We start from the raw sequence: 20871 nt of genomic DNA, 5'->3' as shown, positions 1-20871 counted from the left end.
TATTAAAAAGCAGTTCTCACAAGCGGAGAACTGCTTTTTAATGTAACCCTGGATATCCTTGTTGACGTAATGCCTCATAAATAACAATTGCAGCCGTATTGGACAAATTAAGTGATCGCACATGATCACTTTGTGGAATACGTAAACACATATCTCGGCGTTCATAAGCAAAGTCCTTCGGCAAACCTGTAGTTTCTTTTCCGAACATAAAATAAATATCTCGGTCTTGATCACTAAAATCATTTTTCGTAAACGGCTCATCACTGTATGTTTCGATTAAATAAACATCTCCATTTTTAGAGTACTCTATAAAATCCTCAAGTGAATCATGATAGACAATATTTACACTATGCCAATAATCTAAGCCCGCCCGTTTCAGCATTTTATCATCCGTTGAAAAACCTAGCGGACGAATTAAATGGAGTGATGTATTAGTACCCGCACAGGTACGTGCAATATTCCCCGTATTGGCTGGTATTTCTGGTTGATATAAAACGATATGCAATGGCATAACGACACACTTCCTTATTAAAAAATTCTTTAAGATAGCTCTTTAAAAAGTTAAACGAAGTCTTACTCTTTTGGAGCGACTCTTCTCACAATTAGAGCGGATCCGCTCTCAATCATAGGAACTCCAAGCAATTGATTTCATCCCTACATTAAACTGTAGTTAGTCAATGCTTCTACATCCAATACTACTTAAAAAACTGCAACCCTTTATAAATTTCACTTCGCACTTCTTCGTCCTGCTCCGTAGCTTCTGCTTCATGTAAGGCAGTTTGTGCTGTATCCCCGCCAATCTTACCCAATGCCCATGCGGCTGTGCCTCGAATGACAGGACGGTCATCTTTATGAAGTAGAGCAATCAAATCTGGTATGGCGGCTTCCTCTTTAAAATGAGCAAGTGCCAAGATGGCATTTCGCTGAATAGGCTTTTTTCCACGCCATGAGCCTGAAACATGACCAAATTTCCCCTTAAATTCTCGATTGGAAATCGTTAAAAGCGGTGTCAATAATGGTTTGGCTAGCTCTGGATCTGGCATAAATTCTTCATGTATCCAATTAATTTTCCCTTTATTTTTAGGACATACTGTCTGGCATGTATCACAGCCATAGAGTCGATTACCGATATGACTACGAAACTCATCTGGTAATGTTCCCTTCGTTTGAGTCAAAAAAGCAATACAGCGCTGTGCATCCAATTGTCCACCTTGTATTAAGGCTCCCGTTGGACAAACATCCAAGCACAGGCGACAATCTCCGCATTCATCCTCCATTGGCTTATCTGGCGCAAATGGAATATTTGTAATGAGCTCTCCTAAATACACATAGGAACCAAATTCAGGCGTGATAATCGAGCAATTTTTTCCGCTCCACCCAATGCCTGCACGTTCAGCTACCGCCCGATCTACAAGAGCTCCTGTATCAACCATTGATTCAATACGTACACCTTTGACATGTTCCTCAAGCCAAGTGGATAATAGCTTTAAACGCTCACGTAATGCTGTATGATAATCGACACCCCATGAAGCACGGCAGAAAATTCCACGTCGCGCACCCTTTTTACCAACTGGAGCATTTTGCATACGTGAAGGGTAAGCCACAGCTATTGCTACAATACTCTCTGCTTCATCTAGTAATTGAAGGGGTTCTGTACGTTTTTGAATATCACTTTCTTCAAATCCAGACTGATAGCCAAGCTCCTGCTGGCGACGCAATCTGTTTTTTAATTCTGTAAAGGGAGCTGCTGTTGTAAAACCTATTTTATCAACACCAATGGACATCGCATATGCCACAAAATCACGTTGTAGGTCGTGTATGTTCATTTTATTTCCAACTCCTTACATGGTACAATATTAGAAATAGATAAAGTAGGTGATGTTCATTGGAAATTTCCATTAACCCAACTCTATTAACACAACATCCCGAGCTAAAAATCGGCATTATTCATTATACCAAAATTGTTGTAGCGGAATCCCCTCAAATGATTAAAGGGCGTATGCAATTGTATCAGGAAAATCTTTTTCTTGAAATGCAGGAACTTCCTGTAACACAGCGTGAGGGTATTGCAGAATGGCGACAAATCTGGAAAAATCTTGGTGCTGATCCAAACCGTTATCGTCACTCAGCAGAAAGCCTTATGCGTCGAATTAGTAAGCAAAACTATTTAACGCCAATTCATTCAGGTGTTGATTTAAATAATTTCTTTTCACTTCAATATGAAATGCCAATTGGGCTATATGATGTTGCTCAAATCAAAGGGTTTGTAGCAATTGAGCTTGGTCATGACGAGATTGGTTATGAAGGTTTGAATGGGCGCTTTAACACATTAGAAAATATTCTGTATAGTCGTGATGAGGTAGGAGCATTTGGCTCACCTTTTGTTGATTCTAAACGCACAGCTGTCACAGAGGAAACAACTGATGCGTTACATATTTTTTATTTCCGCCCTTCCTTAACAAATGACGCAGCGAATGAACTGCTAGCGTCAGCTGGGAAAATGTTTAATCAAATTCATGGCGGACATTATCAAATCGCAATTATATCAAATAATGTACCATCTATAACACTATAAAAAGGACGTGTTTTCGTGATTAATCTTGCAGAAGCTGTTAAACTAAAAAGTATTTTAGGAAAGAAAACTCAAGAGCTAGTAAACGAACTACATCGCAGTGCCTTTGTAACAGTTGAAAAGGGACAAGCCCCTAAAACAAGTAATCGAGCACTCCCCCTTATTGAAGCTGACTTAGCCCAAGTTCGTCTAGATACTCGTACATTAGACCGCCTCGTTTACGAAGCAAACATCCAAAACACCGTAGACTTTAAAGGGCAAAAGCTAGCACTAGTAGAAGCCATCGAACTAGCAACACAACTCCGTGCCGAGGCTGATTTGTGTAAAGATTTCAGTATGCGAGAAAAAGAGAGTGTAAGATTTGGCTATGGCGAAAATACAATGTTATATGAAATCGCTTTGTATGAGCCAGATGAATATCGAGAACGGGCTACAAAGCTAGAAAAAGATGCACATAAACTATCTAATCTTATTAATTCAAAAAATTACAGTATTCAAATTAACTTTGACGATTCCCGTTATTTCTAAACTCGGGACGGTGAGACTCCAACCCGAGTTGGATGTGCTGTTTTCAAATCTAGCTTTTCAGCTAATTAGTTAAAAACCAATAACAAGTTACCTGTTACTGTATGACCGATGACTAATGACCAACTATAAGCAATGGCCATACTCAAAACAACTTGATTCCATTTGAAAACGCCATCCAAGGCTCTCCTACATTTATGTATGGAGAGCTTTTTTAGTAGTTCAAAGGGATAATTTGGATGACTAGTTTGCCCCTTTCAAGGACAAAATGGAAGTATCTATAGGAAAGGGGTCATACTATGACACAGCAAAATGATGCAACACATGAGCAAGATATGACAATGACCAACAGACAGGGACATCCAATTACCAACAATCAAAATTTGCGAACAGTCGGTAATCGAGGTCCTGCAACATTGGAAAATTATGATTTCCTAGAGAAGATGAGTCATTTTGACAGAGAGAGAGTTCCAGAACGAGTTGTGCATGCTCGTGGAGCTGGAGCACATGGGTATTTTGAGACCTATGGTGTTGTTGGCAATGAACCTATTTCTAAGTATACACGTGCAAAAGTCTTTCAGGATAAAGGGAAAAAAACACCTGTATTTGTGCGTTTTTCAACTGTTATACATGGTGGTCACTCCCCAGAAACATTACGTGATCCCCGCGGTTTTGCAGTAAAGTTTTATACAGAGGATGGCAATTGGGATTTAGTGGGCAATAATTTAAAGATCTTCTTTATTCGTGATGCGCTCAAATTTCCAGACATGATTCATGCTTTTAAGCCTGATCCCATTACTAATATTCAAAACGTTGAACGTTTTTTTGATTTTTGTGCTAGCTCACCAGAAACCTTCCATATGGTAACATTCGTTTACTCTCCTTGGGGGATTCCAGCAAATTATCGTATGATGCAGGGCTCTGGGGTTAATACGTACAAGTGGGTGAATAGTGAAGGCAAGGCAGTCCTTGTCAAATATCATTGGGAACCGCTACAAGGTATTAAAAATTTAACACAAAAAGAAGCAGAAGAAATCCAACAGAAAAATTTCAATCATGCTACACAAGATTTATATGATGCTATCGAACGTGGAGACTTCCCCGAATGGGAGCTACATGTTCAAATTATGGAGGATGGTTCACACCCTGAGCTTGATTTTGATCCATTGGATGATACAAAGCTTTGGCCAAACGATCAATTTCCGTGGTATCCAGTTGGCAAAATGGTGCTAAACAAAAACCCTGAAGACTATTTTGCTGAGGTGGAACAGGCTACTTTCGGGACAGGGGTGCTTGTTGATGGCTTAGACTTCTCTGATGATAAAATGTTGCAAGGTCGTACCTTCTCTTATTCTGATACACAACGCCATCGTGTAGGAGCCAACTACTTACAGCTTCCAATTAATGCACCAAAAAAACGTGTAGCGACCAATCAACATGGTGGGCAAATGATGTATAAGCGTGATTTGGCACCTGGACAAAATCCACATATTAACTATGAGCCATCCATGCTGAATGGGTTAAAGGAAGCAACACAAGCTGGTAAAGAATATACACCATACATTGAAGGAAACCTTGTTCGTGAATCGATTGATCGTCAAAGTAATACGAAACAGGCTGGTGAAACTTATCGTAACTTTGAACAGTGGGAACGCGATGAACTTCTTGAAAATTTAATCCGTGATCTATCGGTCTGTCATGAGGATATTCAAAATGCCATGATTGCTTTGGCACAAGAAGCCGACGAAGAATATGGTCGCTTACTCAAGGAAGGTTTGCACAACGCTAAAAAAGATTCCTCTGCATCAAAACCACTTGGCAATATCAAGGGTGACCAAGCACCTCAAGATGCCATGAATAAAGGACACGATGCTGAGCCTTATTAACGAAGCTAAAAAAGACATTACATTTTTTGTAATGTCTTTTACTTTATTGTTCATATGCTTTATACCAATGATAAGGTTGAATTTCCTTTAATGATTTAAATACCAATTCTCCATCTGCATTCGTAATCGCTGCCTTTACATTTTCTCCCCAATAGAAAAGTCTTTCCTGACAGACTCCACAGGGTGTCAGCACTACAAATTTAGATGTTTCATCTTCCCTAGCAACACAAATCGAATGTGTAACTTTTGTATTCAATTTATGTGCCTCTAAAATAGCACCTGTTTCCATACATAATTCAGTAGCAGCATTCATGACCTCGGGTGCGACACTTGTTAAAATTTGTCCATCCGCGGTATATAAGGCTGCAGCTCCTCCCCATCCAGAGGGATATCTTTTTTCTGCTAGTGCAACGGCAGCTTCATACAGTATTTTTTCAATAGCCATATTTCCTCTTCCTATCATACATGCACACCTGGTAATATTTTCAATACCTTTTCCTGTGCGTCTAAAATTGCTTCTGTTCCTAATGGAATCGCTATATTCGTTGTTTCATGTCCGAACTTAAAACCTGCCACAACTGGTATTCCTAAATCTGCAAAATACTCCTTCATTAACGAATGAAGAGCCGCTTCCTCAGATCCTGTCTGTGTAAACGAACCAATGACGACTCCTGCTAATTGCTCAAACTTCCTTGCTTGTTTTAAATGCTGAAGCATTGAATCAATAACTGGAATTGTTTCATTTACATCCTCTATTAATAAAATCCTGCCTTCAGTCCTCACTTCAAATTTGGTACCTAGTGTGCTGACAAGACGATAGAGATTTCCTCCAATCATTTCACCACGTGTGATGCCCCCAGCAATCGTTGTTAACGGAGAAATTGCCTCTGTATATTGAATTTCCATCGGGGAGAATAGCTGTAAAAACATTTTCTTTGATAAATCATCCATCTTATTAGCTGACATCAGCATTGGCCCATGAAATGTCACCATATTGGCATATTCATTAATCGCACAATGTAAATATGTAACATCAGAAAAGCCCCAGAAAATTTTAGGATTTTCTTCTATTAAAGCATAATCAATTTTATCAGCAATTCTGGCAGAGCCATAGCCACCCTTTATACAAAAGATTGCTTTCACTTCTGGGTTTTTTACCATCTCATGAAAATCAGCTAGTCTGATTTCATCACTTCCTGCCAAATATTCATGTTTTGCATGAATCGTATCACCCACAATATAGCGAAGACCCAACTCGTCCAAAAAAGCTACTGCTTCTCCTAGTTTTTCAGGCTCTACAAGACTTGAAAGTGCAACAACACCGACTAAATCTCCCTTTTGTAAACATGGTACGGTACTTTTCACAGTTATTCCTCCTCTTGTTTTCCTTATTTTAGCATAGCAAAACTTCAGGGGCATTGATTATTGCTATACTGACTGCCTATAATTAACTTTACTATTCAATTAATAAAGGGGTTAAAGCATCTTGAAAATTCCACCATATCTATTATTAGTACTCGCAACTCTTTTATGGGGTGGTAATTTTGTTATTGGACGTGCCGTTAGTGAAGATATCCCTCCCCTAACACTTGCCTTATTACGCTGGTGCGTCGCATTTATCATCTTTTTTCCCATTGCATTTCACCAACTAAAACGTGAATGGCGGATACTGAAAAGACATTGGTTGATTGTCATCATTCTTTCATTAACAGGGGTTACAGCATTTAACACACTTGTTTACATTGGATTACATTACACAACGTCTATTAATGCATCTTTAATGAACTCTTCTACGCCCATAATGATTTACATACTTTCCTTTATTTTTTTGAAGGAAAAACTATCAAAATTTCAGTTAATAGGGACCGTTTTATCACTGAGTGGAGTTGCCTTTATTATAATGGGAGGCTCTTTTACAAGGATTGTCGATTTTACTTTCAATAAAGGGGATTTAATTGTAATCGCAGCAGTATTTTGTTGGAGCATATATTCATTGCTCATTAAACAATATGCAACTCGCTTACCAGGGCAGTCTACCTTTCTAGTGACGATTGGACTTGGGGCTATTGTGTTATTTCCGTTTTCTCTCTATGAAACATTGTCTAGTACAACAGCAATTCATTGGGAATGGTCAACCATTGGTGCTATTTTATATGTTGGTATTTTTGCCTCTATCATTGCTTTTCTCTGCTGGAACAGTGGTGTTATACAGCTTGGAGCGAACAAGGCAAGTATTTATTTAAATTTCATTCCTGTTTTTGCCTCCATTTTTGCTGTTCTTTTTCTACATGAAAGATTGCATTCTTTTCAGCTTATAGGTGGACTAGCCGTTGTAGCAGGGGTTATTTTATCAGGAAAAATAAATAAGCAAAGACTTCAATCCTAAGAAGCCTTTGCTTATTTTTGCTAATTCGTACCACCATAAATTATTGTAACATTAGGATGGTTTAATAATTGGCTTGCTGGGAATTCTTCTGTAATATGACCACTTTTCAATTTTTCAATCGCCGCGAGCTTTTTTTCACCAAAGGCAATGAGAACGATTTCCTTTGCCTTCATGATGGAGTGAATGCCCATTGTAATGGCATGTGTTGGTACTTCAGACGGATCATTAAAATAAATAGCATTTTCTGTTCTTGTTGACTCTGTTAGCTCCACAATATTCGTCTTGGCATCAAACGATGCGCCTGGTTCATTAAAAGCAATGTGTCCATTTACACCAATACCTAGAAGCTGTAAATCAATGCCTCCTGCTTCTTCAATGCGCTTATCATATGCAGCACATTCTTCAGCTAAATTGGCTGCCTGTCCATTTGGCAAATGGACATTTTTCGGCTGTATATCCACAAAATTAAATAAATTCTCATGCATAAATGTAAAGTAGCTTGCTGGACTTGATTGCTCAATGCCTACATACTCATCCAAATTAAAAGTTTGTACTTCCTTAAAAGATAAATGGCCAGCTTGGTGTCGTGCCACTAATTCTTTATACATGCCTACAGGTGATCCACCAGTTGCTAAACCTAAAACACTATCAGGTTTCTCTTGTATTCGTTTTGAGAAAATAGTAGCTGCCACTTCGCTCATTTCCTCATATGTATTCACTTCTATCCATTTCATGCTATATACGATACCTACCTTACCATTTATATTATTAACTAATATGTAAAACATTTCACTTTATAGTAGCTAATATATTAATCTTACTAGTTATTTAGCTATTTTTCTATCATTTCCTACTTCAGTTTATGCGTGTAATCTAAGACTATTTCGGTTATGTTATTAATAAGGAAGTGAGGCGATTTTATGAATGAGCAGATTCAGCACTATTTACAGTATATTCAATTTCAAGGAACGTTAGAGCCATCTATTCAGCTACTTGGACAACTTCAAACTAAACATCTATTAACCATTCCCTATGAAAATTTAGATGTTGCCTTGAACCGGGGTATCTCCTTCGCTATTCCTGATTTATTTCAAAAAATAATTATTGATAAACGTGGTGGCAATTGTTTTGAATTAAATATCTTATTCAGTTGGCTCTTACGAGAGCTTGGCTTTTCTGTTACCAATCGTTATGCCCAGTTTTGGCGCAACATAGCAGAAAATACCCCTCCTGAGGAAATTCCCATGCATCAATTATTGCTAGTGAATGTGAGGGGACAATACTATATCTCGGATGTAGGTGTCGGTGCATTAGCCCCCTGTAAACCAGTGCCACTAATTGCTGGCTATCAACACCGTGAAGGTAAAGAGTTATATAAAATAGATTATGATGAAGCGAATGGTTGGATGCTGTTGGAACAAGCTAAACATAGTTGGCGTTTGCTTTATAGTTTTCACGACGATGCCAATGATGCAAAATTTGCACCACGACTTTCCAAGCAAAAAAATAAAATTGCTATGATTCGAACCATTGGTGGCCGTCATACCATGATGAACAACGAATTTAGAATTTATGAAGGACAATCCTTAACTACCTATACAACAAACACTGAGAAGGAATGGCTGCAAGCTCTACAGCGTTTTTTTCATATCTCTGTACAACTATAAAGGAAAGCAAGTCCATCGGTGGCTTGCTTTCCTTTCACATTATTTCATTGTCCTATTGAGCAATTCAAACACAACTATGTCATTGTGTAGCTCTTTAACTAAACCTATATCATCTACAAAGTAATAAGTTTTCACTACATCACTAAATTCTGACCTTTTCTCGACTATAACCACGCCCGTATATTGCACATCACCTGCTTGTACCGTACCATCTGTAGATTTTACAGTTACTCGTTCCCCTGCAGAAACCCCTGGATCATCTTCATGTAAAACAACACCTATTCTAAGTGGGAGTTCTATATATAAATCATAATGTGTGTTAGCTTCACTAGCAATGGCTTGTCCGTATGCACGATCATGACCATATAAAAGCTCATCAGAGATAGTTTGTCCTGTACTTACATTTTTGACTGTCCATACATCATTTTTACCGTCGTGTTGCTGATATTGATAGTTTAAAGTATAACGCTTATTGTCACTTAAAGAATAATAGGCATACGTATATTCAAATGCGGGGTCCCTTAGCAAGTTAGGTTTAGAAAGAGTCATTGCTCTCGCTAAAAACGCTGAGAAATGGGCGCGTGTAACAGGATCATTAGGTTTAAACGAACCATTCTCATAGCCCCTTACCAAATGATTATGGGCCAGTGTTAAAATTTCTTCATAACCTGGCGTCTGCTTACTCACATCTGTAAAATAATAAGGATCTGAACCTTTTAATTGAAAGGCCCTATTTAGCACAATCGCCATTTCCCCCCTAGCTAGCGGTGCATCTGGATGAAATTTATGGGCAGTATCAAATATACCTTTATTTTGCACAGCCGCAATTTCTTTATAAAATTTATGAGTGGTTGTTACATCTTGATAGTTTGGATTTTGCACATGGATCGTGTTTAGTCCTAAAGCACGTGTTAGCATTACAGCTACCTGTGCTTTCGTAATATAATCATTCGGCTTGAACAAGTTATTCGAATACCCTTTCGCAATATCCTGTTCTACTAAATAATGAATTTCCGTCGTTAATGTATCATCCGTTAGATCGATAAAGCTGGCTGCCTGCACTTCCTTCGGTAATATACCAATCGTTATCAGGATCAAACATACTAGCTTCAATATGTTCTTCACATTATCCCTCCTCCTTCGATTCTATACCCATAAAGACGTATCCATATGCTTAAAATGAGAAAAGCCTCTATTAAAAGAGACTTTATTCGTTATTTTTATATTGAATTAATCCAATCCCTATTCCAGTCGGATCGACCAAATAAGCTAGATAGAAATCATCGAACGCCATTTTGTCACGCAAAATAGTAGCACCGTTGTGTTTTGCCTGTGCAATGACTTCGTCAATTGCATTCACTTCAATTTGAATTCTTGTACCATGCGGAAAATCGCTTGGTCCTTTACCAATGCCACCATTAATTCCAGCTTTGTCTTTATTCCCAGTCATAACTGCCCAATAATCCCACTTTGGAGTTGCTACCTCCCAGCCAAACACTTTACTATAAAAAGCTGCCGCTTTCTCCGGTTCCTGACTATTTAATTCAAAGCCAATCACTTTTCCCATACATATACCCCCTCATTTTTAGCATAACAAATAATTCAACAATAAATTGGAATTCCCTTCCTGAAGACTTTAGAAATTTGACAATATTCTAAATAAAAAATTATGTATTTAATTAGTTAGAAAATTATGTATAATTAAATTAGAACGATTGTTCAAATCATTAAAGGAGTACAACATTGAGTAAAAGACGCTATGACAGTGACAAGGCAAAGATTGAGATTATCAAACATGCCATCCAATTATTTTCTCAACATGGCTATAATCAGACATCTGTTGGTGATATTTCGAAAGCCTCTGGTTATAGTAAAGGACATATTTATTATCATTTCGAAAATAAAGAAAAGTTATTTGTGCTTTTGGCGCAGCAATCGATGAAAAATTGGCATAACAAATGGTTGCAACAAGAATCTTCATACACCACATCCACAGATAAATTGTATGGTATGGCCATGCATGTCCTCTATGAGTATCAAACACCCTTACTAAAGTCAGGTCAGGAACTGGCATCTAATCCCAAATCAAGTCCTGATTCAATACAACAGTTATACAATTTAGCTATTACGCCAATGAATGCTTATCGAGCAATTCTTCAAGAGGGCATCGACCAAAACGAATTTGTTCATGGAAATGTAGATACATGGACCGTCTTACTTGGCACATGGCTAGGTGGATTATGTCAGCTGACCAATACTCATAACTTGAAATCATTAGAACCACTCTTTCAACAGGCAATAACGATTTTCTTAAAAGAAATTAAAAAAGGTGGGGTTTAAATGAAAGTAGGTTTAATAGGTGATAGCTTAACAGAAGGTCGTCCAGGCGTTTCATTTTATGATCTCTTGAAACATCAATATCCCCATATTTCATTCGATAATCTTGGAAATCCAGGCGAGACGATTAAAAGTTTATTTACTCGCTTGGAAAAAATGCCGCTCCAATCTTCCTATGATCTTCTTATTCTTTGGATAGGCGTCAATGACGTCTATTCAAAATTATTAAAGGTGCAAGCACAGCCTGTGGCGAAGGATCACATTGAATTCGAAGAGTACTGCCTCAAGGTATTAGAGAAAGCACAAGACGCTTCCAAAAATGTTGTATTAGTATCTCCAGCATTAGTAGGAGAAGATCTTCAAAATCCCTCTAACAAAGAAATAACACAATTAACGTCTGTTATGGAGTCTATTTCAATGAAATCTGGCAATGTTTATTTTGTAAATATGCAAAATCTCTTTAAAGAGCATTTAGAACATTTGGAGTGCTCAGGCTTTATTAATACGAATGTAATAAGAGTCCTACTGGATGTTTTATTTTACAAAAGTCCTTTACGTATCGATAAATTATCTCAAAAAAGAGGGCTACATGTAACTTTAGATGGTGTTCATTTGAATAGTAAAGGTGCTGATTTAGTGGCACAGCAATATAGCTCTATCATTGAACTTTATAAAGTCGAAGGAGACAAAATCGGGAGGTCCTAAAGATGAGAAAGATTGCTGTTGTTACTGGCGGTGTTTCAGGGATAGGAAAGGCTATTTGCCAAGAATTAATCGCTCGACATATATTTGTCATTATTGCTGATATTCAAGATCATGAGGGTCGTGTGTTAGAAGCAGAGTTAAATAAGGATATCGCCCATGTAAAATTTGTACATTTAAATGTAACCGATTACAAAGATGTAGCTTCTGTCATTCATGATGTATTTGAAGAATTTCACCGTATAGATTACCTGTTTAATAATGCTGGTATCGCTATGTATGGGGAGATAGGTGAAATGACTATTGAGGATTGGAAGGAAATTATGGCCATTAATTTATGGGGTGTCATTTATGGGACTCAAATAGGCTACCCACTTATGAAAAAACAAGGTTTTGGTCATATCGTCAATACCTCCTCTGCTGCAGGGTTAGGACCTTCTCCTTTTTCTACTGCATACGCTACTACCAAACATGCTGTTATAGGACTAACAACCTCTCTACACTATGAGGCTGAGGAATTCGGGATTAAGGTGAGTACTTTATGTCCAACGTTTGTGGATACACCCATTTTCGATAATGCAAAGGCGATTCATATGGATAAATCCATTATCACCAAACAATTAAAGCAGCAAAAAATGATCTCACCTCAGCGAATTGCAAAAATGGCTATAGAGGGTGTTCATCAAAATAAGCCTATCATTTGTCCAATGCCAATGTGCAAAACACTGGATGTTGTTTTTACTATTTTTCCTTTTTTACACAAAGCGTTAATGAGAATGGTTTGTAAAGTGAGTCGTAATGCACGTTTAACCTAATGTTTCACAAGGCTCCCTTCTAATGGGAGCCTTGCTTATTTTATAATACGACACCATCGCTCATTTTAATAATACGATCTGTATATGCCAACATTTCTTCGTCATGCGTCACTATTAATGTTGTTATATTTAAAGTTTTTGTTAATGTTCTTAATAACAACATAATCTCTTTAGAACGCTGTGAATCTAAACTAGCCGTTGGTTCATCAGCAAACAATACTTTCGGTTGATGAATAATAGCACGTGCAATTGCTACACGCTGCTTCTCTCCCCCTGACAAGGAGGAAGGATAGGCAGTTTTACGGTGTTCCATTCCAACTAACTTCAATAGCCGATTGACTTCATATTTCTGTTCATTCTTTTTTAAAGGAGATTCAGCCACATCTAGCATTAATAGCAATTGTTCCTCCACTGTCAAAAAGGGGACGAGATGTGCAAATTGAAAAACAAAGCCGAATTTACTTGCACGTAATTTTCGTACCTGGTCGGATTTCATCTTCGTAAGATCTTGCTCTTCAAATAACACTTGCCCATCTGTTGCTGGTTGTAGTCCTGCAGCGATCGTTAATAATGTACTTTTCCCAGAGCCAGAAGCACCTACCAATGCTGTAATCTCTCCTTCATTTAAAGAAAGATTGATGCCCTTTAAGATCTCTTCCTCAACTTCACCATTCTTGAACGTTTTTCGTACTTCATCAATTGTAAATAACGTCATGATTAAGCCTCCCCTTGCTGTATTGCTTGTAACGGTTCAATTTTTTTAATTTGCATTCCTGACAAGGTCGCACCAATAAAGCCTATGAGGAGGAATACAACGGATAACTGTGTTGTAGTGCCTATTGTTAAAGTGAATGGCATCCCCTTAGGAGCAATTATATTAAATAGCTGGCTAAGGCTGACAGATACTACAAGTGAAAAGATTGTAATAATAGCCATCTGTGTCCAGATCATTTTAAATAGCTTACTTGTTTTTAATCCAATCGCTTTTAAAATGCCATACAAGCCAATTTTTTGCACATTCATCATGTAGAAGAAAATAGCAAACAACATCCCACTAATCACAACTAAGAACCATATAATCATATTTAAAGATAATTGTTCCGCATTATAACTGGGGATAGTATTGAGAAACTCTTTATTGCTATATGCTTGCAATCCCTTAATATCTTTTGGCTCACTATTTGGTACGAAAATTAACTGTTTATCAGCTACTCGATACATCTCCTGGTAAGCCTCCTCACTAATATAAGCAACGGGAGCATGGCTATATTTTTTTTGTTTTACAAAACCTTTTACAATGAACTTTCCACTGTACTGATTATTCGTTAATATATCTCCTACTTGTATTCCTTTATCTTGTAGTGAGCTATCTAAAAGCACCTCGTCTTGATGCACATTGCTAAAAAGTGTAGATTCCGTTGATGTCACAAAGGCTACACTTTGTTGTTTATCATCCTGATCATTTAAAAAGCCCATCTGGATAGAAAAAGCTACTGCCTCTTTTTCTTTACTTATGACTTTCTGCTGCAGATCGCTATCGATTCTTGAAAGATTAAACGTGCCATCCGCATCCTCAGCCATATAAAATTGCCCCTTCGGTAAATCCTTAATTATAGCTGCATTATCCTGTGACAGACCATTTGCTAAACCCGAGATAATAAACGTTAAAAAACTAACTAGGAAGATAATGGAGCCCAAAATTAAAAACCGTACTTTATTCTTCTTCATTTCTTTCCAGGCAAGATTCATCACTAACCCCTCCATTTCTTTGATTACTCCTAGCTTAAAATTGTTAAATGAACAGAGCATGAACTAATCGTTAAAATGTAGAGATCTTATAAAAAGCCGCTCTATAAAGGCATTTTTATCCCATAGAGTGGCTTCTTTTTTGAATCTTATTTATCTTTACTTGCTAAAATCTTATTTTGTTATAGAACCTCGCCTTGAATGAATTGCTTTTTTTTGATTTCTAGTCACGGTCTTACTATTTTATACGAACTGTGAACTTCAATTGTTGTATGAATATAGTACCTATAATAGAAGACAAGTACACATTTATCTATTAGATAACGTTACCACGATCATCGTGATTACATATAATATAGCTGTTGTATAGACAACAATAAGACCCATTCAGTCTACCTCTTTTTTATCTATGTTTATATACATCCTATAATTTTTTACAATAAAAAAAGAATTCCTAATAAATCAAGGATTCTTCGTTGTAATTGATACCGGTGGTCAGGACAGGCAATGTAGTAAAATGCCTTATATATCAAGTTTTTCTACTTGGTGTGTGTAAAAATTGTGTAAAATGATTTGGCAATATAAATCTCAAAAGTACATACTTCACTTTCTTTTAAATTGACATGCCTCAAGCATAAGTTTTTTGGTGGATCCTAAGGTGGATCGAACCCTGACCTCATCGCGGTTAGGGGGGAGATGAGATTTTGTACGGTAGGAGACTAACTAAGGAAAGCCTTTTGAAACATGCCTTTTTTAAATTTATATTGCTACTGTCTAGTACTCAGCGGCATACAAAGAAAGAAAGCGTTACCAAGTTTGTGACCATTAAATTAAACTTACATTATAAATACATTAGAACTTGAATATTGAGAAGTCGTGGTGGGGTGGATGCTCTAAATATCAGATTCATCGACTAAAAATCCCTTGTCCTACTTGGGATTTTAGTCGATGAGCTCAATTATTTTGTAAAGCATTTGAGTATTTATATTAAATCAATTAATAGAAAGTTTAAACATGTCTGTTCATTTCCAACTATAAATAGTATTGATTTTGCTCTGCTTAAGCCTACATATATTAGTTCCATTTTTTCATTAAATTCTAAATAATCCATTCCCCATAATCTCAGATTCTAACCCTTTAAATCTATTAATAGTAGTCATCGTTACAACGTTTTCCTTTAAGAGATCATTTTCAAGATATTGGATTCTTTGAGGAAGAGCATGCTCTTAAAGAGCGTCAAAATAAATTTTTAAGGATGTACCATTTTCAATTGTAAAATTTAGTACGTCCAGTTTAAACCGTTGTTTGTAATTTGTACATCGTTTAATAAAGGCATCAAGGCCATTATGTTCATATTGTATCACCCATATAAAGTTTGACTTCTTGTTTACACCAATGGTTTGCCCAATTTCTTTATAACTTTCATTACCATTCAAATAGCGTTGAACAGCTTGTAATTTTTCTTCAGCAGTAATTTTCGACAAAAAAACTGCACCTCCAATTGTTAGATTGTGTGTCTAACAATTGGGGAGCAGTTCATACTAGAGGTTGTTTTTAACCGTATTAAAATAAAAGGCTATTGTAATATGTAGTAGAATAAGCTTATATTTTTACTAAACAATCGATAATCAAGTGGCGTGAAGCCATCTTTTTAATTTGCTTTATCAGTTATAAACACCATTAGCATATACATACATCGAGATTGTTCCACCACTGTTTGTTCCTGTTGAACCAGTATAAGATACTGTTGCATTAACGATTAGCATAGAAGTGTTATTCTTATCAACAGAAGTACCTGTTGCTTTCAAGTTAGAAGAAGATGGTTTATTGATTATCTTGGCTGAATGGCTTGTAGCCCCCACTATTTTCCCATCAGATATACATGTTGCATTAATGACTACAGAACCAAGGTTAGCGTTATTATAAAGGTCAGTCATTACAACTGTCTTGGTTGCATTTATCCCCGCTTGTGTTAATGTAGGAAGAACTCTAAATTCAATCCCGTCGATTTCGTAAACTTGCTCAGAATTGTCCGAAGCATCAATTTCGAGAAGAAAACCTTTTTCTGTGGGTTCTTCAGTTTCTGCTTCTTGTGCAAAAGCAGCTACTGGTGTTAATCATTGTCAACATACTCATCATCCATTTTTTCATTGTTAAATCCCTCTCTTTTTTCATATTTTCTTGTATAACTACTGAGATTCGAAGGTGGCATCACATCCCTTAAAGAAATTTTTCTATATGTGATAGTTCAGAAATGCTAAGTTTCTTAATAATATAAGAGAAGCCTACATCACTCAGTTATACAACACGATTTCTATGGTGTAGACTCCATATATCTTGGTGTAGTACCTATAGAATTCTGACTTGGGAAAGGCAGATGATCATTGTTCGTTACCCAACCACCAAAACGAAATGTGAATTCCACTCGTGCGTCTGTATTCTGTGTATCAATATCTCGCATATAGTCTTTCAATCTATTTTCTAGGTAATTCGGTGTGATAAAATCTGTATATGGTATAGACTTTAACTCATGAAAAGGCAACAAATAGGCTTCGATAAGGGTATTGAGCTCATCATATTCAACAGGTGCAAGTAGCTCATAGTCATATTCAATATGAATTACTGTTGTATATTTTTGTCCATTTTGTCTATGCACAATTTCAATCGGGTATTGGTATCTTGCTTCAGTTCCAATGACCCCCGCTGAAAACACATCACGATAGAGCTCTTTGTTTATAGTAGGCTCAGGTGGCACAGTTTTTCTATCACTCATATTCTTTGGGTAAATAATAAATTTGTCTGTTGCAAAGTAGCCTCTTGATGCACCATTTAAAATGGATTCTTTCATAAATGTTTCGTCTAAATAGCTCAACTGCTTACTGGAAATAGCAAATGCTGAACTGACAACCATTCCACCTGTTGTAAGTAAAATTAATAGTGCCATCACAACGATTCCTGATTTCTTCTTACTCATATCCATAATGGAGAGTATTCTCTTTTTTAAAATTTGTGTACTTCCTAGAAAATTTGTAGTAAAAACACCTTCTCCTCTTTTTAATTTCTCAGCATGTAGTATCGTCTGACTATACGTTTTTCTAAGTTGGATGTCAGTATTTTTAACTACTTCATCATCACAAGCGTGTTCACAAAGATTGTCCAGTTCTTTAGCGAAGAGATAGAACAATGGATTGAACCAATGAATACTACTAATCAGCAATACAAAAGCTTTATACCATAAATCCTTTCGTTTTAAATGAACTAACTCATGCTTCAATATCAAGTTTAGTTCTTCTTCTCGATAAGAATTATTAGGTAGCCAGATAGTATTTTTAGTAAATCCCACTAACATGGGGGAATGGATAAAGCTACATTCTTTCAATGCGATTTCCTTAGTGATATTCATTTCGCCTTTAACTTTTTCAAGCAAATAAAGGGTTTTCGGTTCAGTTATCGTTTGCCCCCATCTTTTCACCATGTACATAAATCGATAATGTTTTACAAGATGAACTGCCAAAAATACAACGATTCCTAAAATCCAAATTATCATCACCATCTGCCAAACAGAAAGTGCTGTCACTGTATCTACGGATGAGGACACAAGCGTTATCTGACTACTGTTACTTGGAACAGGTTCTTTAGATGGTATTTGCACCGATTCTGATAGATTGACAACTGGGGTCGATATATTGATTGTAAATGGTAAAATAAAGCCTACAAGGATAGCAAGCCAGCCATAATAAAGCCATCTAGCACTGTATCGTTTTAAAAGGAAAGGCGTTACAGCTATAAAAAGTAGTCCAATAAAGGACATAACTACTGATTTAAAGAATAAACCTACCATGATACTGTGCATATTAATCCCTCTTTTCTTCCACCCATTTAATTAATGAGGCTAAATCTTCATTAGAAATAGTATCGGATTTATAGAGTGTACCCACTAAATTCATAAAGGAGTTTTTATGATAGAGCTTCATAAAATGCTCTGTTTCAAAACTTAGATATGCACCTTTTTCTACTATAGGGTAATAAAATCTCTCCTTACCTTTTTTCTCACTATGAAGAAATCCACGTTCAGTTAATCTTTGCATAAGGGATACTACGGTTTGGATTTTCCAACCTTTCTCATTTCCTATTTCGTGCATTATTATACCTGTAGTAATTGGAGGATTACTTTCCCAAACTATCTTCATAATCTCAAATTCTGCTTCAGGCAATTTTTTCATATTCACTCACCCCTTTTTCATTTAAGTCAATTGTCTTAAACGTATAATATATCTTTTTTAAAACATTGTCAAATTATGCTATATATGGATATATAATATTCCGATGTCAAAAGTTATCCCAACATCCATTGCATTTTTGGTTCAAGTCGCAAAAATTCCCTATTAAACGATCAATTCTATGTAGCTATGGAAAAAGAATTATGGGCAGGTATTACATAAAAAAGCAAAAGCAATAGAATTAAAAACAAACCTTTTGACCTATAAAAATATTAATATTTTGAAAGTATGATACTTATAATTGAAGGCGGGTGGAGAATCACTTAAAAAAGTTAATTATGTTTTAGAAAAAGTCTTCGAAAATATAAATAGAAAGTATAGTATATTCTAATTAGGATGAGAGAATATCGAAATTACTATATTTCAGAATTATCCGGTTAATTCACTAAATATAATCGAATATGTTAACAAGGGAAAAACCCAAGCAACAGATATTCCAATGGATATTTCATCACTTTGAATAACTACTGCCTGAGTCTTTGCGTTGGTTAGAATATTATTTGCTGTTACTAGGTTTAATATCGGGACTACGATTTGAAGCATTGGTCGGACTTATATTTAGTGATTATAATTTCGATAATAAGGAAATAACTGTAGATAAAACATGGGGATATAATAACAGAATGCCTATAGGATTTGGACCATTAAAAAATAAAACATCTAAAAGGAAAGTTAAATTAGAGAATATAACTAATGAAAATAATTTAGTATTTTATAATGAAAAATCAAAGTATAAAGTAATTGCTAATGAAAGAGCAAATGATATTTTAAGGGAAGTTTTACTCGAATTAAATATTCATCCATTGATTACTATGTACGGTCTAAGACATACTCACAGTAATATTTTAGTTTATTCTCTTCTTTATATTTAATATATCTTTCAAATGTAAGAAAATAATTGTTTATGAATATGGAAATTCATTCTTTTTCAATAGCTGGTCTTTTAGAGTATTAGTCATTTTATCTTCTCCATTATAGAACTCTCTATTGATAATACCGTTAAAAGACCCTACATAGTCCTTTGCCAGAACTTTCGTTAAATATTATCAAATAATCATTAAACTCCATCTCCATCTCCCTTTAGAACATATATTTAAAAGAATTCTACAACCTCCCTTATTGGATAATAGCTTGTGTAAAAACTTGTGTAAAATAAATCTGATTATGTGTAAAATTTGTGTAAAACAAAATCATTTCTTATCGTTTTATATCGTATTCTCAGGAAATGTAAAAAGCTCATAAACCTGTCATATCAAGGTTTATGAGCTCTCTTAATTTTTTAATCGTAACGTATATTAAACTAAAGATACCGGTGGTCGGGGTCGAACCGACACTCCAAAGGAACACGATTTTGAGTCGTGCGCGTCTGCCAATTCCGCCACACCGGCATAATGGAGATAAAAAAAATCGGATAAACCGATTAACAGTTGAAATATGGAGGCGGCAACCGGATTTGAACCGGTGATAAGGGTGTTGCAGACCCGTGCCTTACCACTTGGCTATGCCGCCGTCATACTTGGAGCGGAAGACGAGGTTCGAACTCGCGACCCCCACCTTGGCAAGGTGGTGTTCTACCACTGAACTACTTCCGCAAAAATGGCTGGGGTACTAGGATTCGAACCTAGGCATGACGGAATCAAAATCCGTTGCCTTACCGCTTGGCTATACCCCAACAATGGGGCGACTGATGGGAATCGAACCCACGAATGCCGGAACCACAATCCGGTGCGTTAACCACTTCGCCACAATCGCCATTGTATTATGATGTTTATTAATTTTATATGAGATGGGGCGACTGATGGGAATCGAACCCACGAATGCCGGAACCACAATCCGGTGCGTTAACCACTTCGCCACAATCGCCATAAAATTAATTGGCAGGGGCAGTAGGAATCGAACCCACACCAAAGGTTTTGGAGACCTCTATTCTACCGTTGAACTATGCCCCTAAAAAA

At 36.5% G+C, this 20871-nt stretch carries 21 protein-coding genes, 7 tRNA genes and 1 pseudogene; 9 read left to right on the top strand and 20 right to left on the bottom strand.

Annotated elements, in window-relative coordinates; all coding sequences use genetic code 11:
- Positions 1-37: 37 nt before the first annotated feature.
- Both trmL and queG read right to left on the bottom strand, forming a co-directional pair.
- Complete coding sequence (gene trmL, locus QH639_RS03365) at positions 38-511, bottom strand: tRNA (uridine(34)/cytosine(34)/5-carboxymethylaminomethyluridine(34)-2'-O)-methyltransferase TrmL (RefSeq protein ID WP_004230835.1); 474 nt, start codon at positions 509-511, stop codon at positions 38-40.
- A 184-nt stretch (positions 512-695) separates the two neighbouring features.
- Positions 696-1826 carry a tRNA epoxyqueuosine(34) reductase QueG gene (gene queG, locus QH639_RS03360; protein WP_237898701.1) on the bottom strand — a complete coding sequence of 377 codons (1131 nt, stop codon included), beginning with the start codon at positions 1824-1826 and terminating at the stop codon, positions 696-698.
- Positions 1827-1885: 59 nt separating this feature from the next.
- On the opposite strand from queG, the gene QH639_RS03355 reads away from it, so the two are divergent.
- The 3 genes from QH639_RS03355 (at position 1886) to QH639_RS03345 (ending at position 4983) form a co-directional block, all read left to right on the top strand.
- Entirely contained in the window at positions 1886-2575 is a 690-nt protein-coding gene (locus QH639_RS03355; protein WP_281115655.1) for a B3/B4 domain-containing protein, read from the top strand.
- 15 nt (positions 2576-2590) lie between these two features.
- The gene (locus tag QH639_RS03350) at positions 2591-3100 is read left to right on the top strand and encodes a hypothetical protein (RefSeq protein WP_004230848.1); all 510 of its coding nucleotides are present in this window, start codon (positions 2591-2593) and stop codon (positions 3098-3100) included.
- Between the two features lie 296 nt (positions 3101-3396).
- Positions 3397-4983: a catalase gene (locus tag QH639_RS03345; RefSeq protein ID WP_131521071.1), complete on the top strand. Its 1587-nt coding sequence runs from the start codon at positions 3397-3399 to the stop codon at positions 4981-4983.
- Between the two features lie 43 nt (positions 4984-5026).
- On the opposite strand, the gene QH639_RS03340 is transcribed toward QH639_RS03345, so the two are convergent.
- Together QH639_RS03340 and QH639_RS03335 are read right to left on the bottom strand one after the other, a co-directional pair.
- Positions 5027-5428 (bottom strand): cytidine deaminase, encoded by a 402-nt coding sequence (locus tag QH639_RS03340; protein WP_131521236.1) that lies wholly within the window; start codon positions 5426-5428, stop codon positions 5027-5029.
- Between the two features lie 14 nt (positions 5429-5442).
- Positions 5443-6348, bottom strand: coding sequence for a S66 peptidase family protein (locus QH639_RS03335; RefSeq protein ID WP_131521070.1), 906 nt, complete (start codon positions 6346-6348; stop codon positions 5443-5445).
- Between the two features lie 121 nt (positions 6349-6469).
- Here QH639_RS03335 and QH639_RS03330 point away from each other — a divergent pair, with 121 nt between their 5' ends.
- The gene (locus tag QH639_RS03330; protein ID WP_281115654.1) at positions 6470-7369 is read left to right on the top strand and encodes a DMT family transporter; all 900 of its coding nucleotides are present in this window, start codon (positions 6470-6472) and stop codon (positions 7367-7369) included.
- A gap of 20 nt (positions 7370-7389) precedes the next feature.
- Here QH639_RS03330 and nagB read toward each other — a convergent pair whose 3' ends face one another.
- A complete protein-coding gene (gene nagB, locus QH639_RS03325) occupies positions 7390-8103 on the bottom strand; it encodes a glucosamine-6-phosphate deaminase (RefSeq protein WP_131521068.1) in 714 nt (237 codons plus the stop codon).
- Between the two features lie 186 nt (positions 8104-8289).
- Between nagB and QH639_RS03320 the strand changes: the two genes are divergently transcribed.
- The gene (locus tag QH639_RS03320) at positions 8290-9036 is read left to right on the top strand and encodes an arylamine N-acetyltransferase family protein (protein ID WP_131521067.1); all 747 of its coding nucleotides are present in this window, start codon (positions 8290-8292) and stop codon (positions 9034-9036) included.
- A 39-nt stretch (positions 9037-9075) separates the two neighbouring features.
- On the opposite strand, the gene QH639_RS03315 is transcribed toward QH639_RS03320, so the two are convergent.
- Together QH639_RS03315 and QH639_RS03310 are read right to left on the bottom strand one after the other, a co-directional pair.
- Positions 9076-10161, bottom strand: a complete 1086-nt coding sequence (locus tag QH639_RS03315) for an S-layer homology domain-containing protein (protein ID WP_281115653.1) — start codon at positions 10159-10161, stop codon at positions 9076-9078.
- An 82-nt stretch (positions 10162-10243) separates the two neighbouring features.
- Entirely contained in the window at positions 10244-10603 is a 360-nt protein-coding gene (locus QH639_RS03310) for a VOC family protein (protein WP_281115652.1), read from the bottom strand.
- Between the two features lie 176 nt (positions 10604-10779).
- Here QH639_RS03310 and QH639_RS03305 point away from each other — a divergent pair, with 176 nt between their 5' ends.
- The 3 genes from QH639_RS03305 to QH639_RS03295 are packed head-to-tail and all read left to right on the top strand — an operon-like array spanning position 10780 to position 12890.
- Positions 10780-11376: a TetR/AcrR family transcriptional regulator gene (locus tag QH639_RS03305; protein WP_131521064.1), complete on the top strand. Its 597-nt coding sequence runs from the start codon at positions 10780-10782 to the stop codon at positions 11374-11376.
- The gene (locus QH639_RS03300; protein ID WP_131521063.1) at positions 11377-12078 is read left to right on the top strand and encodes an SGNH/GDSL hydrolase family protein; all 702 of its coding nucleotides are present in this window, start codon (positions 11377-11379) and stop codon (positions 12076-12078) included.
- A 2-nt stretch (positions 12079-12080) separates the two neighbouring features.
- Entirely contained in the window at positions 12081-12890 is an 810-nt protein-coding gene (locus QH639_RS03295) for an SDR family NAD(P)-dependent oxidoreductase (protein ID WP_281115651.1), read from the top strand.
- A gap of 40 nt (positions 12891-12930) precedes the next feature.
- Here QH639_RS03295 and QH639_RS03290 read toward each other — a convergent pair whose 3' ends face one another.
- The 6 genes and pseudogenes from QH639_RS03290 to QH639_RS03265 form a co-directional block, all read right to left on the bottom strand.
- Complete coding sequence (locus QH639_RS03290) at positions 12931-13605, bottom strand: ABC transporter ATP-binding protein (RefSeq protein ID WP_237898709.1); 675 nt, start codon at positions 13603-13605, stop codon at positions 12931-12933.
- Positions 13606-13607: 2 nt separating this feature from the next.
- A complete protein-coding gene (locus QH639_RS03285) occupies positions 13608-14639 on the bottom strand; it encodes an ABC transporter permease (protein WP_237898710.1) in 1032 nt (343 codons plus the stop codon).
- Between the two features lie 1247 nt (positions 14640-15886).
- Positions 15887-16120: pseudogene (locus tag QH639_RS03280) on the bottom strand (transposase); the annotation flags it as partial.
- 180 nt (positions 16121-16300) lie between these two features.
- A complete protein-coding gene (locus QH639_RS03275; RefSeq protein WP_237898711.1) occupies positions 16301-16573 on the bottom strand; it encodes a hypothetical protein in 273 nt (90 codons plus the stop codon).
- A gap of 377 nt (positions 16574-16950) precedes the next feature.
- A complete protein-coding gene (locus QH639_RS03270; RefSeq protein WP_237898712.1) occupies positions 16951-18489 on the bottom strand; it encodes a M56 family metallopeptidase in 1539 nt (512 codons plus the stop codon).
- A 1-nt stretch (position 18490) separates the two neighbouring features.
- Positions 18491-18859, bottom strand: a complete 369-nt coding sequence (locus QH639_RS03265; RefSeq protein ID WP_237898713.1) for a BlaI/MecI/CopY family transcriptional regulator — start codon at positions 18857-18859, stop codon at positions 18491-18493.
- A gap of 536 nt (positions 18860-19395) precedes the next feature.
- Between QH639_RS03265 and QH639_RS03260 the strand changes: the two genes are divergently transcribed.
- Positions 19396-19788, top strand: a complete 393-nt coding sequence (locus QH639_RS03260) for a tyrosine-type recombinase/integrase (protein ID WP_237898715.1) — start codon at positions 19396-19398, stop codon at positions 19786-19788.
- A 435-nt stretch (positions 19789-20223) separates the two neighbouring features.
- Here the strand turns inward: QH639_RS03260 and QH639_RS03255 are convergent.
- The 7 genes from QH639_RS03255 to QH639_RS03225 form a co-directional block, all read right to left on the bottom strand.
- A tRNA-Leu gene (locus tag QH639_RS03255) sits at positions 20224-20304 on the bottom strand.
- Positions 20305-20351: 47 nt separating this feature from the next.
- Positions 20352-20425: transfer RNA gene (locus QH639_RS03250), tRNA-Cys, on the bottom strand.
- 8 nt (positions 20426-20433) lie between these two features.
- Positions 20434-20508 (bottom strand) — tRNA-Gly (locus QH639_RS03245).
- Between the two features lie 5 nt (positions 20509-20513).
- Positions 20514-20588 (bottom strand) — tRNA-Gln (locus QH639_RS03240).
- Positions 20589-20592: 4 nt separating this feature from the next.
- Positions 20593-20668, bottom strand: a tRNA-His gene (locus QH639_RS03235).
- 35 nt (positions 20669-20703) lie between these two features.
- A tRNA-His gene (locus tag QH639_RS03230) sits at positions 20704-20779 on the bottom strand.
- Positions 20780-20791: 12 nt separating this feature from the next.
- Positions 20792-20865: transfer RNA gene (locus QH639_RS03225), tRNA-Trp, on the bottom strand.
- Positions 20866-20871 lie beyond the last annotated feature (6 nt).

Origin of the sequence: Lysinibacillus sp. 1 U-2021 (assembly GCF_029916965.1) — a bacterium.
Classification (GTDB): Bacteria; Bacillota; Bacilli; order Bacillales_A; family Planococcaceae; genus Lysinibacillus; species Lysinibacillus capsici.
Note: the sequence above shows the minus strand (reverse complement) of the source record. Positions and strands in the feature narration are given on the sequence as shown.